Source organism: Stenotrophomonas sp. AS012628, assembly GCF_010608305.1.
Classification (GTDB): Bacteria; Pseudomonadota; Gammaproteobacteria; order Xanthomonadales; family Xanthomonadaceae; genus Stenotrophomonas; species Stenotrophomonas geniculata.
This window is the reverse complement of sequence record NZ_VMBJ01000001.1, coordinates 254,800-268,725: the sequence shown is the minus strand read 5'-3', so window position 1 is coordinate 268,725 and position 13,926 is coordinate 254,800. Positions and strand designations below refer to the sequence as shown.

Genomic DNA, 13,926 nt, shown 5'->3' with positions numbered 1-13,926 from the left:
ACGCAGTCCTTTAGCGGTTCAGCTGTGCCAGCTGTTGCTGCAATGCGGTGTTGCTCTGCTGCAGTTTGCCCATCAGGCTGTCCAATGCCAGGAACTGCTTCTTGTAGCGTTCCTCGACGTTCTTCATGCGGACATCCAGGTCCTTGCGTCGCTTGTCGATGTTGTCCAGCGTGGTGTTCAGGCCCTTGGTACGGGCGACGAAGGCGCCCTCCTTGCCCGTGGTCGTACTGACGTAACCGTCGACCATCGTGTAGAGCTTGCCGGCGCCGCCGGTATCACCGGTGATCGCCGAGCGGATCTTCTCCGGCTGGCTGGCAAGCGCCGCTGCGAACTTGGTTGCGTCCAGCACCAGGCTACCGTCGGCATTGGGATAGCCACGGGTCTGCAGGCCGAGCTTCTTCGGATCCAATCCATCCGCGGACAGGTCCTTCAGTACAGCGCCCATCATCGAACGCAGCTGACTGGATGCGCCGCGCATCTGCGCATCGCCGGTCAGCGTCGCCGCTTCCTTGGTCTTGGCGTCGTACTTGGTCTCGGTATTGATGGCGGCGATCGCATCGTTGTAGGCCTTGACGAAGTCCTGCATCACCTTGGTGGCTGCAGTGGTGTCGGTACTGATCACGACCGTGCTCTTGCCCTTGACCTTTAGGTTCAGGGTCAGGCCTGGTACGGCATCGGTCACGGTGTTGCTGTCGCTGATTACCGTGACGCCATCAATGGTCAGCTCGGCATCCGCTGCCGCGGTGTTCTCCTGAAGGCTGCCAACCAGTGCGCTCAACTTCGGGTCGCTGCCGCCGTATTCGAGTTTGATCGCATTGGCGGCGCCGGTCTTCTCCTGGGCGATCGACAGGTACTGGTTGTCGCCCGAAGCGATCAGGGTCGCCTGCACGCCTTCCTTGCGGCCTGCGGCGTCGATCTTGTTGCGCACGGTGGTGAGCGTGTCGCCGGCCTCCACCTCGACCTTCATCGTCTTTGCTTTGTCGCCCACACCAACGGTCAGCGTCAAGGTTCCGGCGCCGAAGGTGTCGGTCTTGGGCACCGAGGCGTTGGCAATCAGCTTGTGTGCTGTGGCGAGGGATTTCACCTCCACCTGGTGCGTGCCGTTGGCGGCTGCCGCCTTGGTCAAACCCTGGTCGTACAGTGCCACCGATGCCGACAGCACGTCGTCGGCATTGTTAGGTCCGGCCTTGCCGGTGGCGGCTACTGTGCGGGTGTCGAAGGCTGTCGTGGCCTTCAGTGCGGTCAATGCGGTCTTCAGCTTGTCAAAGGCCGAGGTGACGGTGCCGATTGACGACAGCTGCATCTTGGCCTTGGACTGCTGCAGGTTCAGCGCGTTGTCGGCGGGCTTGCGGTCGGCCGCCACCAGCTGGCTGACGATGTCTGAAATGTTCAGGCCCGAGCCGATGCCACCGTATCCAAAGCTTGCCATGTGATTCTCCTGGTATCGGGCCTGGCCGCTAGGCGCTGGCCCGTCGTCAACGAAAATAGCGGCCTGCGCCGCTGGGTCTTGAGGACTTCGTTGATGCATGCGCCGTGCCAATGCTCTGGCGCAGGTTCTGGCACGCAGGTTGCAGGAGGGTTGGGGCAGAGTGCGGGAGGAATCACCGCGGGCTGCCGGGAGTCTGCAAAAAACCCTCCCCCAATGCAGGGGAGGGCACAGGCTACTGACAATCGGGGGGAGACGAAGCCGCCCGGTACGTACAGTCAAAGGTACAGCGCTGAAAGAGAGGTCCGCAGGAGCGGGCGATGCCAAGCCGGTTCGGGAGTGGTCCCGGGCCGGGCATGGCCCGCGCCTTCGTGCATCGTGACTTCCGGGTTGCTGCTACCGTCGGTTTGACCCGACGGTAGCAGCACCTTCTTGCCGTGGATCAGCGCAGCAGGCTGAGCACGCCCTGCGGCACCTGGTTGGCCTGGGCCAGCATGGCCGTACCGGCCTGCTGCAGGATCTGGGTGCGGGTCAGCTCTGCGGTTTCCTTGGCGAAGTCGGTGTCCTTGATGCGGCTACGCGATGCCGACAGGTTTTCCGTCGAGGTCTGCAGATTGGCGACGACCGAGGTGAAGCGGTTCTGGATCGCGCCGAGGTCGGCGCGGGTGCTGTTGATCGCACCCAGGGCCTTGTCGACCACTTCCATCGCCTGCTGTGCGCCGGTGACGGTGCTGATATCAACGTCGGCCAGGACCTTCGCAGCCGGGGCGGTAGCAGTGCCAGCGATCGCGCTGGTGGTGAAGTTGCCGCCGGTGGTTACCGCAGCCTTGATTGCGCTGAACTTGCCATCGCTGTCTACGCTTTCCTTGACCGAGGTCAGGGTGATGGAATCAGCCGTCGCCGGAGTGGCGGTAGGATCGCCAGCCTTCAATTCTGCATAGATGCCGGTTTCACCGATCTTTGCGTTGATCGCTGACACCATCGCGGTATTGGCGGCGGCAAGGTCCTTGGCTGCGTCGCCGGTGGCGGTGAACTTCACGTCGCCGATGGCAATACCACCCGCCGGGATGCTGCCACCAGTGAGGGTGGGGCCCTTGATGGTGGCTTCTGCACCAGCTGTCGTTGCAGTGCCGGCGGTCAGGGTCAGCGAAGCGCTGTCGAAGGTCGTGGCGCCGATCGAGTTGGACTTTGCGTCCACCACCTTGTCGATGGCGATGGCTTGACCTGCATTTGCGCCAACCTGGAACAGTTGGCTGGAGAACGAACCGTCCAGCAGCTTGGTGCCATTGAACTCAGACTGCTTGGCGACACGGTCGATTTCGCTGACCAACTGGGTCACTTCGGCCTGCAGCGCCTTGCGGTCGCTGGCGGAGTTGGTGGCGTTGGACGACTGCACCGAAAGTTCGCGGATGCGCTGCAGGTTGTTGCCGATCTCCGTCAGAGAGCCTTCGGCGACCTGGGCCAGCGAAATGCCGTCGTTGGCATTGCGGATGGCGACGTCGGTACCGCGGATCTGGGTGCCGAAGCGCTCGGAGATCGCCAGGCCAGCGGCATCGTCCTTGGCGCTGTTGATGCGTGAACCGGAGGACAGGCGCTGGATGGTGGTGGCCAGCGAGCTGCCGCTGGTGCTCAGGTTGCGCTGAGCATTCAACGACATCGTATTGGTGTTGATGACTTGTGCCATGGTGCTTTTCCTTTGGCGAAGGTGGAACGTGTTTCAGGAACCGGGCGGCAGCTCAGCCGCCGCCCGGCGGTCGATCAAGGTGCAGATCAGCGCAGCAGGCTGAGCACGCCCTGCGGCACCTGGTTGGCCTGGGCCAGCATGGCCGTACCGGCCTGCTGCAGGATCTGCGTGCGGGTCAGCTCGGCGGTTTCCTTGGCGAAATCGGTATCCTTGATGCGGCTACGCGAGGCCGACAGGTTTTCCGTCGAGGTCTGCAGGTTGGCGACGACCGAGGTGAAGCGGTTCTGGATCGCACCGAGGTCAGCACGGGTGTTGTTGATTGAATCCAGAGCGTTGTCAACAACCTCAAGAGCACGTTGGGCGCCAACGACGCTGCCAATATCGAGGCTCGACAGAGTCATCTTGGTATCCGTGCTGCCGGTTGCGCCAATCTGAACGGCAGTGATATCCGTGGGGGTGCCAGACACGGCAGTCTTTGCTAGGCCAGCGGCATCAAGATCCGCCTTGACAGAAGTCAGGGTGATCTTGCCCGCGACCGCTGCTCCAGTTGCTGGATCAGTTGCTTGGGCGGCATGCACGCCAGTCTCACCGATCTTCGAGTTGATGGCAGCAGAAACAGCGGTTAGAGCATTCTGGACGGTAGCAGCTTGGGTAGCGGCCGCATTGGCCCCGGTCCCCTGATCGAACGTAACATCGCCCAACTTGATGCCGCCAACCTCCAGTCCGGAGATCTTGCCCGAGGAAAGATCCATGGCTGCTGCAATGGTCAGCGAGCCATCGGCAGCAAAGGCAGAGTTGCCAATGGAGTCGCTCTTTGCATCAACCACTTTGTCGATGGCGATGGCCTGCCCTGCGTTGGCGCCGACCTGGAACAACTGGCTGGAGAACGAGCCGTCAAGCAGCTTGGTTCCGTTGAACTCGGACTGTTTGGCGACGCGGTCGATTTCGCTGACCAGCTGGGTCACTTCGGCCTGCAGTGCCTTGCGGTCACTGGCCGAGTTGGTGGCGTTGGACGACTGCACCGACAGCTCACGGATACGCTGCAGGTTGTTGCCGATCTCGGTCAACGAACCTTCGGCGACCTGGGCCAGCGAGATGCCGTCGTTGGCATTGCGGATGGCGACGTCGGTACCGCGGATCTGGGTGCCGAAGCGCTCGGAGATCGCCAGGCCAGCGGCGTCGTCCTTGGCGCTGTTGATGCGCGAACCGGAGGACAGGCGCTGGATGGTGGTGGCCAGCGAGCTGCCGCTGGTGCTCAGGTTACGCTGAGCATTCAACGACATCGTGTTGGTGTTGATGACTTGTGCCATGAGGAGAGGTCCTTGAGCGGTTGCACGTGAGTTGGGTTAGACGCCCCCGACGTGCCCCGGGGGCGGCTCATGTCAGCGCTGCAACAGGCTGAGCACGTTCTGCGGTACCTGGTTGGCCTGGGCCAGCATGGCCGTACCGGCCTGCTGCAGGATCTGGGTGCGGGTCAGTTCGGCGGTTTCCTTGGCGAAGTCGGTATCGCGGATGCGGCTGCGCGAGGCCGACAGGTTCTCCGAGGAGGTCTGCAGGTTGGCCACCACCGAGGTGAAGCGGTTCTGGATCGCGCCGAGATCGGCGCGGACGCTGTTGACCGACTCAAGAGCCTTGTCGACGATCGACAGTGCCTGCTGAGCACCCGCAACGGTGTCGATCTTGATATCCGCAACATGGACCGGGTTGGCTGCGGGACCGACAGTGTTCATCGCAACAGGGTCCGTAGCCGGAGCGACCGGCGGCTTGGTCACAGTGATGTCAGTCGCGTTTCCATCCGCCTTGACGGCGGTGAGCGCGACCTCGCCCGGAATGACTGCGCCATTGGCTGCAGTGGCTACTGTAGCGTGCAACCCGGTTTCGCCCAGCTTGTTGTTGATGGCTGCGGCGACGGCCTTGGCCGCGCGCTCCATGTTGGCGTTGTCGACGGCCGGCTCCGGGGTGCCGGCCACAGCGCGGGGGGTATAGTCGAACTTGATCTCGCCCAGGGATACATTGCCGACCTTCAGGCCGCTCAGCGTACCCTTTGCATCTTCCACATCGGTTGCAGTGAAGGCGATCTTGCCGGCATCGAGGAAGCTTGCTGCCCCCAGCGATTCAGCCTTTGCATCCACCACGCTGTTGATCGCAATGGCCTGGCCTGCATTGGCGCCGACCTGGAACAGCTGGCTGGTGAACGAGCCGTCCAGCAGCTTGGTGCCGTTGAAGTCGCTCTGCTTGGCGACGCGGTCGATTTCGCTGACCAGCTGGGTCACTTCGGCCTGCAGGGCCTTGCGGTCGCTGCTGGAATTGGTGGCGTTGGAGGCCTGCACGGCCAGTTCGCGGATGCGCTGCAGGTTGTTGCCGACTTCGCTCAGCGAGCCTTCGGCAACCTGGGCCAGCGAGATGCCGTCGTTGGCGTTGCGGATGGCCACGTCCAGGCCGCGGATCTGGGTGCTGAAGCGCTCCGAGATCGCCAGGCCGGCGGCGTCGTCCTTCGCGCTGTTGATGCGCAGGCCGGACGAGAGGCGCTGGATGGTGGTGGCCAGCGAGTTGCCGCTGGTGCTCAGGTTGCGCTGAGCGTTGAGCGACATCGTATTGGTGTTGATTACCTGTGCCATGGGGTCGTCTCCTCTTATATGGAACCCGTTGGTGAATGAAACGAAGCGCCGCCTGTTTTTTTGTGTGGCTGTGTGCTTCGTTGTTGCCAAATGAATAACGGCGCTTTGTCAACAACCTTTAGCCGTGAATTCCGCTGAAGCCGTAATTCGTTGCCGGAGGCTGTTTTTCCGGGGTTTTCCAGCCCTGGAGGGGCGTGAAGGCGACCCCGGAAGGGGCGGCTGGGCAAGCCCAGCCAGCGCTGATGAAGGTATCGGCGGGGGCCAGCCGGGCTTGATGGGCAATCACGGAAAATCCGCGGAAGGTAGGTCGGCGCGCCCGGCGGCAACGGGCCGCATAAACGAGAAAGGCCGCGATGCAGGGCATCGCGGCCTTTCAGGGGTGACGCAGGAGATGCGTCAGCGGATCTTGTTGAACAACGACATCGACTGCATCTGCGAGAAGATCGTCTGTGCCGCCTGCAGTGCAGTGCTCTGCAGCTGGTACTGGCTCAGCGCATCGGCGTAGTCCAGGTCGCGCATCTGCGACAGCGTGGTCTTCAGGGTCACACTGTTGGCCTCTCGCATGTCGGCGGCATTGTCCAGCGCCTTCAGCTGCGCACCGCCGGCCGCACGCGAGTCGATCATCCGCTCCGACGCCCGTGCCACGTCGCGCAACGCGCTCTGCAACTCGTTCTGCTGTGCGCTCATCTTCGCGGTGGTGCCGGTGTCGGCGTCAAGCGCGGTGATCAGCTTGTCCATCGTGTCGAAGATGTCACGGCTGCTCGCCGGCTTCACGTTGAAGCTGTCGCCTGCGGCAGGCGCACCGGTGATCTGCAGGCGTACGCCGTTCACTTCCAGATCATCACCGGCCTTGTAGGTGCCGGTGCCGGTCACATTGCCGGCACCATCCAGCACTTCGTACTGGTTGGCGGCGGTGAAGCGGACGCTGAAGCTCTGGCCGTTCCAGCTGTCGCTGCCATCGCGGGTGATGTTGGTCAGCACGCCGTTGCCGGTGTTGCCGGCGGCGGCACCGCCATCGACGAAGCCATCGCCGGTGGGGATGCGCATGAAGATCTCGCTGCCGGGCAGGGCATCGCGGACGTAGGTATCGGGGCCAACCTCGATCTGGCGCTGGGTCTGGTCACCGCGGTAGACCACCTTGCCATTGATCTTGGCGAACGGCGGGTCGCCGTCGTTGGTACCTCCGAATACATAGCGACCGGTGCCGTCCTCGGCGTTGGCCAGCGACAGCAGGCCGTCACGGATCTGGTTCAGCTCGGTGATCAGTGTCTTCTTGTCGGCCGCGCTCAACGCGGGGTTGCTGGCCTGGATGGTCAGGTCGTTGACCCGCCCCATCAGATCGTTGACCTGTGCCAGGGTGTTTTCCTGCACACCCAGGCGGTTCTGTACGTTGCCGGCGTTGAGCTTCATGCGGTCCAGTGCGGCCAGGCTGCGGTCCAGTCCGACCGCAGCGCCGGCGCCGACCGGATCGTCCTTGGCGGTGACGATCTTGCTGCCGGTGGCGATCTGCTGCTCCAGGTGGCTGAGCTTGGCCTGCTTGGCCATCATCAGCGACACCGACTGGTTGTACATCATGCTGGTGGAGATGCGGCTGCTCATCGGCGGACGGCTCCCAGGATGGTCTGGAACATGCTGTCAGCGGTGGAGATCAGCTGCGAGGCTGCCTGGTAGGCCTGTTGCAGGCGCAGCATGTCGGCGGCCTCCTCGTCCAGGTTGACGCCGGACACTTCATCGCGCGCTTCCTGCGCCTTGTCGTTGATCACCAGCTGGGCATCCAGCGAGTACTCGGCCGAACGGGCCGCGGCACCGACCTGGGTGGTCAGGCCGCCCAGCGCGCCGTTCAACGTCACCGTGCCGGCGTTGAAGGCCTTGGCGCTCTCGACCTTGGCCAGCTTGGCGGCATTGCTGTTGTCAGAGGACCCGGCCGGGGTCGGGGTGATGTTGAAGGTGTCGCCGACCTTCGGAGCGCCGTCCAGCACGAAGCTCCAACCATTGGCACTGATGGTCTGGCCGGGGGTGTAGGTCTGCGGCGGGCCACCGTCGATGGTGTAGGTGGTGGCCGAGGTGAACACGATGGCCGCCGGGTTTCGCAGGTTGGCGTTGCTCGCATCGGTCACGGTCACGCCGCTCAGCTTGCCGGTACCGGTGTTGGCGGTCGCGGCCGCGCCTTTGACCGCAGCCGCAGCGGCAATGCGCGACGGATCGGTGATGGCCATCTCCATGCTGCCGGCCACACCTGCGGTGGGCTGCAGCAGGAAGCGGTCGTTGGCCGACGGCGTGCCGCCGACCACCAGCTTGACGCCGTTGATCATCAACGGGTCGGCAGCGGTGCCCGAACCGGTCAGCGGCACGCTGGCGCCGGTGTCGGCCCGGCTGGCCTTCCAGTTGGTGCCATCGAACTGCAGCACCACGTTCTGCGCGTCCAGCTTGCCCAGGTCGCCATAGGTCGCGCTGAGGCTGGCAGTGCCGGTATTGCTGTTGTTGGCGGTGACGCGCGGGTTGCCGATGTTGAAGAAGTCGCCACCCAGCTGGCCATACAGGTCCACGCCCTGGTGATGGGCCTGGTTGAACGTTTCGGCCAGGCCCACGGCGAGCTTGCCCAGTTCGGCCTGGGCCGGGGTCAGCACGGTGTCGCGGAACTCCAGCAGGCCACCGATCTGGCCACCGACCGCCTTTGCGTCAAGCCGGATCGTATTGCCCTGCGTCTCCAGAGCCAGCTGCAGGCGCTCGGGCTGGTACGGGTCGGCCACGGTGGTGACCTTGGTCGCCGTGGTACCCACCACCAGCGCGTTGCCGCCGGCGGTGTAGACATTCATGATGCCGCCGTCCTGGATCACTGCCGTGCCACCGGTGTAGCCGATCAACTGGGTGATCAGCTGGTCGCGGCGATCGAGCAGGTCAGGCGCAGCCGTGGCGATGTTGGTGCCGATGGCACCGTTGATCTGCGCGATCTCCTGCGCCAGGCGGTTGACCTCGGTGGCACCGGCCATCAGGCCGTTGTTGACCTCGCTGTTGAGGTTGTTAAGGTGCGTGTTGAGCTGCACGAAGCGGTTGGCCAGCGCCTTGCCGCCGTCGAGCATGTTCTGGCGGTCGGCGGTGCCGGAGGCATTGGAGGACAGGCCGCTGACCGAGTCGAAGAAGTTCGACCACACACCGGCCACGTTGGTGGCGGCGTCGGAGAACAGCGAGTTGACCCGGTCGGCCATGCTGGAAAGCTGCTTCAGGCGCGCCAGTTCACCGCTGCTGTCGAGCAGCCGCGAGATCGCCAGCTGGTCGGCGGTGCGGCGGATGTCGGTGATACGGGTGCCGTTGCCGACCGTGCCATAGCCGTAGTTCTGCGGATCGGCGGTGGCGAAGTTGACCTTCTGCCGGCTGTAGCCGGGTGTATTGAGGTTGGCCACGTTGTGGCTGGTGGTCGCCAATGCACGCTGGAAGGCGAGCAGGGCACCGGTACCGGTGGAAAGTACGCTGGACATGGGGTTCCTCAACGACGAGTGATACCCAGCGCCGCAGTTGCGGTGCTGGCGAAGGTCTGGCCAAGGCGCGAGCCGGCATCGGCAACGGCGCTGACGGCGCGCTCGATGGTCGGTCCGCCGGCGATCGCGGCGATCTTGGCCGCATAGCGCGGATCGGTGGCATAGCCGGCGCGCTGCAGGCCGCGGGCGAAGCCCTGCACGTCGGTGCCGGCCTGCAGGGCCTGCTGGTAACGCGGGCTGGTCTTCAGCAGGCGCACGTAGTCGGCGAAGCTCTCGGCCGGCGAACTGTAGGCGCGGAAGCTGGCGGTCTCGTTGCGGCGCACGCCATCGACATATTCGTGGGTGCCGGCCGTGGCGCGCTGGCCGTTCCAGCCATTGGCCTTGATGCCGAACAGATTGTGCGAGGTGCTGCCGTCGGCATGCTTGATGTGGCGCTTGCCCCAGCCGGTTTCCAGCGCCGCCTGGGCGACCAGGGCGCGGGCATCCACGCCCAGCTCCTTGGCTGCGCTCTGTGCGTGCTGCCAGATGCTGGCTACGAAACCTTCCGGGGTGTGTTCGCCCAGCTGGGCGACGGCGGTGCGCGTGGCCATCGCATCGGCTGGGCTGATGGCCGTGCCGCGGTTGCTGGCGGTGGCCGCCCATTGGTCGCTGCTGGCGGCCCAGTCCTCGCCCTGCAGGCTGCCGATGTACGGATCTTCGGTGCCCAGCGAGCGGTGCATGCTGCTGCTTTCGCGCCCGGCGATCAGGTCCAGCGCCTGTTCCATCGGCGCAACCGCGGCGTGTGCGCCCGACTGGGCGCCGGCGGCCATCTGCTGCAGCAGGCGCACCGCTTGGCTGCCATCTTCCAATGGCAGCGACGGTGCCGGCTTGGCCGGTGCATTGAGCTGGTAGGCGCGGCTGGCCTTGGCCGGATCCACGCGGGTATCCAGCGCCGGACCCTCGGCGGCCTGCCCGGACAGCTGCCGGCTGATCATGCCCGACAGTCCCAGGCCCTTGCCGCGGGTCATCGCCTCGGCAATCTTCTGGTCGTACATGTCGCGGAACATCTTGTTTTCGCCGGGGAACAGCGAGTCGCCGAAGCTGGCGTCACGCATGCTCTTGACCAGCATCTGCGCGAACTGGCCTTCCAGTTGGCGCGCGACCTTGTCGATCTTGGCCGGATCGTTCTGTTGCGCCGGGTGCAGATCGAATGCGGGATTGATGCGCATATCAGATCACCTCGAGCTCGGCACTCAGGGCGCCGGCCTGCTTCAGGGCTTCCAGGATCGCGATGAGATCGCCCGGTGCCGCGCCTACCGCGTTCACCGCGTGCACGATCTCGTCCAGGGTGGTGCCGCCGCTGAACTTGAACATGCGGCTGCCGTCGTTGGTGGCAGTGATGGTCGACTGCGGGCTGGCCACGGTGCGGCCGCCGGACAGCGCATTGGGCTGGCTGACGTTGGTGTTTTCCTGGATGGTCACGGTCAGCGAACCATGCGAGATCGCAGCCGGTCCCACGCGCACCTGCTGGCCGATGACCACGGTGCCGGTGCGCGAATTGACCACCACCTTGGCCGGGGCGCTGCCCGGGGTCAGTTCCAGGTTCTCGATGCGCGCCAGCAGGCCAATGCGTGCGCCCGGATCGGTCGGCGCGGTGACCGCCACGGTCACGCCGTCGACCGCACGTGCCGCACCTTCGCCAAAGGCGTTGTTGAGCGCGGCGACCATGCGCGAGACCGTGGTGAAGTCATTGTTGTGCAGGTTCAGGGTGATGTCGCCGCCGTTGGCCAGCGGATCGGGCAGGGCGCGTTCAACCGTGGCACCGTTGGGAATGCGGCCGACGCTGGGCACGTTCACCGAGACACGGGAACCGTCCTTGCCCTGCGCACCAAAGCCGCCGACGATCAGGTTACCTTGGGCGATCGCGTAGATCTGGCCGTCGGCGCCACGCAGCGGCGCCATCAGCAGCGAACCGCCACGCAGCGAGACCGCATTGCCGATCGACGATACGGTGATGTCGATCGGCTGGCCCGGCTTGGCGAACGGCGGCAGTTCGGCGTGGATCGCCACGGCGGCCACGTTCTTCAGCTGCGGGTTGACGTTCGGCGGTACGTTGACGCCCAGCTCGCCAAGCAGGTTTTTCAGGCTCTGCACGGTGAAGGGGGCCTGGCTGGTGCGGTCGCCGCTGCCATCCAGGCCGACCACCAGGCCATAGCCCACCAGCGCATTGCCGCGCACGCCGCCGACCTGGGCCAGGTCCTTGATGCGCTCGGCGCTGGCCGGGGCAACCACTGCGAAGACCATGAGCACGCCACAGTAGAGCGACGCCATGCGTCGCTGCCAGGAGGAAGAGGAGAAGAGTTTCATGCCCATACTCAGAACGGCGTCAGGCCGGAGTTGAAGAAGCGGCTCAGCCAGCCCATCGCGTTGGACTGCGCGACCGGGCCGCGGCCGCCATAGACGATGCGGGCCTCGGCCACGCGGCTGGACGGAATGGTGTTGTCCTGGCTGATGTCGCCCGGGCGGACGATGCCCTGCACCTGCACCAGTTCATCGCCCTGGTTCAGCCGCAGGTTCTTCTGCCCCTGTACAACCAGGTTGCCGTTTGGCAGGCGTTGGACCACGGTGACCGTGACGCTGCCCTGCAGGCGGTTGCTCTGCGCGCTGTTGCCCTTGCCGGTGAAGTCACGCGCGCCCTTGGCCGTGGCACTCAGGATGTCCTTACCGCCGAGGGTGACCGGCGCGCCGAGAATGGACGGCGTGCCCAGGCTCAGGTTCGATTCCTTGTTGGTTGCGGTATTCGCACTGGTTTGCGCGGTGGTGTTTTCCAGCAGGGTGATGGTCAGCAGGTCGCCAACATCGCGTGCGCGGCGGTCCGAATACAGCTGCAGGGTCGGGCCGGCGGCATAGATGGCACCCGCGGTCGGCTGGGCCTGCGGCGGCATGATCGGCTGGATCGGCGCCATCGTCGGGTAGGGACGCACGTCGCCGGCGATCACGCAGCCACCGAGCAGGGCGGCCACGGCGCAGGCGAGGGCAGTGCGGGCGAAGTTGGAAATGGGCGACATGGCGGTTTCCCGGTTTGGCCGGTCAGAGCTTGTTGTTGAGGTAGCCGAGCATCGAATCGGTGGTGGAGATCGCCTTGGCGTTCATTTCGTAGGCGCGCTGGGTTTCGATCATCGACACCAGCTCTTCCACCACGTTGACGTTGCTGCCTTCCAGCGCGCCCTGCACCACGGTGCCGAGGCCGTTGAGCCCGGGGTTGCCGTTCTGTGCCGGACCGGAAGCGGTGGTCTCCAGGAACAGGTTCTCGCCGCGAGCCTGCAGGCCGGCCGGATTGACGAAGTCGGTCAGGGTCAGCGCACCCACTTCCACCGACGCCGCACCGTCGGCCATCTTCACGCTGATGGTGCCGTCGGTACCGATGGTCACCGACTGCGCGCCTTCGGGAATCTGGATGCCAGGCTGCACCGGGTAGCCGCTGTTGGTGACCAGTTCGCTGTCCTGGTTGATCTTGAACGAGCCATCACGGGTGTAGGCCGAGCTGCCATCAGGCATCTGAACTTCGAAGAAGCCGCGGCCGTTGACCATCACGTCCAGGGCGCGGCCGGTCTGCTGCTGGCCGCCCTGTTCAAAATTCTTGGCGGTGGCGACCACGCGCACGCCGGTGCCGAGCTGCAGGCCGGTCGGCAACTGGGTCTGCGCCGACGAAGAGCCGCCGGGCTGGCGCACCTGCTGGTACAGCAGGTCTTCAAAACTGGCACGGTCCTGCTTGAAGCCGGTGGTGTTGGTGTTGGCGAGGTTGTTGGAAACCACCGACATGCGCATCTGCTGCGCATCCAGTCCGGTTTTCGCGATCCACAATGCCTGGTTCATCTTCGGTGTCCTGTCTGGTGAAGCCGGCCGCGTGGTGCGGCCCTTGAATGCGGGTGTGCAAGCGGTGTGCCAGCGCCGGCATCAGCCGGCGCCGGAATTCCGTCAGCTGCCCAGGCGCAGCATGCTGTTGGCGCTGCGCGCGTTCTCGTCGCCGTGCTTGATCACCTGCACCTGCATTTCGTACTGGCGCTGCAGCTGGATCATCTGCACCAGCGCGCCAGCGGCGTCCACGTTGCTGCCTTCCAGCTGGCCGCTGTGCACGGCCGTGCCCTGTGCCGGTGCGAACGGCTGGCGTGGGTCGGTGTTGCGGAACAGGCCATCCAAGCCACGCTCCAGGCGTTCATCCGGTGCCTGCACCACTTTGATGCGACCGATCTGTGCCATGGTCTGCGGGCCTTCGCCCTGCGGGATGATCGAGAGCGTGCCGTCGGCACCGATCTCCATCGCCTGGTAGGGCGGAATGGCGATCGGGTTGTTGTTGTCATCCAGTACCGGACGGCCGCTGGAGGTCACCAGCTGGCCGTTCGGCGTCACCGACAACGCCGCGCCGCGCGTGTAGGCCTCGCTGCCGTCACTGGACTGCACGGCCAGCCAGGTGCCGGTCTGCAGGGACAGATCCAGCGGCTTGCCGGTGATGTGCTGCGAACCGGGCGTGCGGTTGAACCCGGCGTCGACATGCAGCGCATCCACCCGCGAGGCAAAGCCCGGGCCACGGATCGGGAAGGCTTCGGTGTTGGCCAGCGCTTCCTTGAAGCCGGGGGTGTCGGAGTTGGCGAGGTTGTGGCTGAGCGTGCCCTGCGCCTGCAGGGAGGCGCGGGCACCGGTCATCGCCACGTAAAGGGCTTTATCCATGCGGGGAGTTCCGTG

Annotated in this window: 11 protein-coding genes; all 11 read right to left on the bottom strand. The window is 65.0% G+C overall.

Translation table 11 applies throughout. The features are described from left to right. Nucleotides 1-10: 10 nt before the first annotated feature. Entirely contained in the window at nucleotides 11-1,429 is a 1,419-nt protein-coding gene (fliD, locus tag G5A07_RS01250; RefSeq protein ID WP_143994348.1) for a flagellar filament capping protein FliD, read from the bottom strand. 439 nt (nucleotides 1,430-1,868) lie between these two features. Beyond that, entirely contained in the window at nucleotides 1,869-3,110 is a 1,242-nt protein-coding gene (locus G5A07_RS01245) for a flagellin (protein WP_099560465.1), read from the bottom strand. Between the two features lie 86 nt (nucleotides 3,111-3,196). Beyond that, complete coding sequence (locus G5A07_RS01240; RefSeq protein WP_191862408.1) at nucleotides 3,197-4,420, bottom strand: flagellin; 1,224 nt, start codon at nucleotides 4,418-4,420, stop codon at nucleotides 3,197-3,199. Between the two features lie 72 nt (nucleotides 4,421-4,492). After that, nucleotides 4,493-5,728 (bottom strand): flagellin, encoded by a 1,236-nt coding sequence (locus G5A07_RS01235; protein WP_049455064.1) that lies wholly within the window; start codon nucleotides 5,726-5,728, stop codon nucleotides 4,493-4,495. A gap of 396 nt (nucleotides 5,729-6,124) precedes the next feature. Beyond that, nucleotides 6,125-7,327, bottom strand: a complete 1,203-nt coding sequence (gene flgL, locus G5A07_RS01230; protein WP_043395591.1) for a flagellar hook-associated protein FlgL — start codon at nucleotides 7,325-7,327, stop codon at nucleotides 6,125-6,127. Beyond that, the gene (gene flgK, locus G5A07_RS01225) at nucleotides 7,324-9,204 is read right to left on the bottom strand and encodes a flagellar hook-associated protein FlgK (protein WP_191862406.1); all 1,881 of its coding nucleotides are present in this window, start codon (nucleotides 9,202-9,204) and stop codon (nucleotides 7,324-7,326) included. The genes flgL and flgK overlap by 4 nt, the downstream gene beginning before the upstream one ends. 8 nt (nucleotides 9,205-9,212) lie before the next feature. After that, entirely contained in the window at nucleotides 9,213-10,412 is a 1,200-nt protein-coding gene (gene flgJ / locus G5A07_RS01220) for a flagellar assembly peptidoglycan hydrolase FlgJ (RefSeq protein ID WP_049455063.1), read from the bottom strand. Nucleotide 10,413: 1 nt separating this feature from the next. After that, nucleotides 10,414-11,550 carry a flagellar basal body P-ring protein FlgI gene (locus G5A07_RS01215; protein WP_099560499.1) on the bottom strand — a complete coding sequence of 379 codons (1,137 nt, stop codon included), beginning with the start codon at nucleotides 11,548-11,550 and terminating at the stop codon, nucleotides 10,414-10,416. A gap of 8 nt (nucleotides 11,551-11,558) precedes the next feature. Next, the gene (gene flgH, locus G5A07_RS01210; protein WP_010485899.1) at nucleotides 11,559-12,251 is read right to left on the bottom strand and encodes a flagellar basal body L-ring protein FlgH; all 693 of its coding nucleotides are present in this window, start codon (nucleotides 12,249-12,251) and stop codon (nucleotides 11,559-11,561) included. 22 nt (nucleotides 12,252-12,273) lie between these two features. Beyond that, nucleotides 12,274-13,059, bottom strand: a complete 786-nt coding sequence (flgG, locus tag G5A07_RS01205; protein WP_005409571.1) for a flagellar basal-body rod protein FlgG — start codon at nucleotides 13,057-13,059, stop codon at nucleotides 12,274-12,276. A 102-nt stretch (nucleotides 13,060-13,161) separates the two neighbouring features. Beyond that, entirely contained in the window at nucleotides 13,162-13,911 is a 750-nt protein-coding gene (locus G5A07_RS01200) for a flagellar basal body rod protein FlgF (protein WP_019337418.1), read from the bottom strand. Between the last annotated feature and the right edge of the window lie 15 nt (nucleotides 13,912-13,926).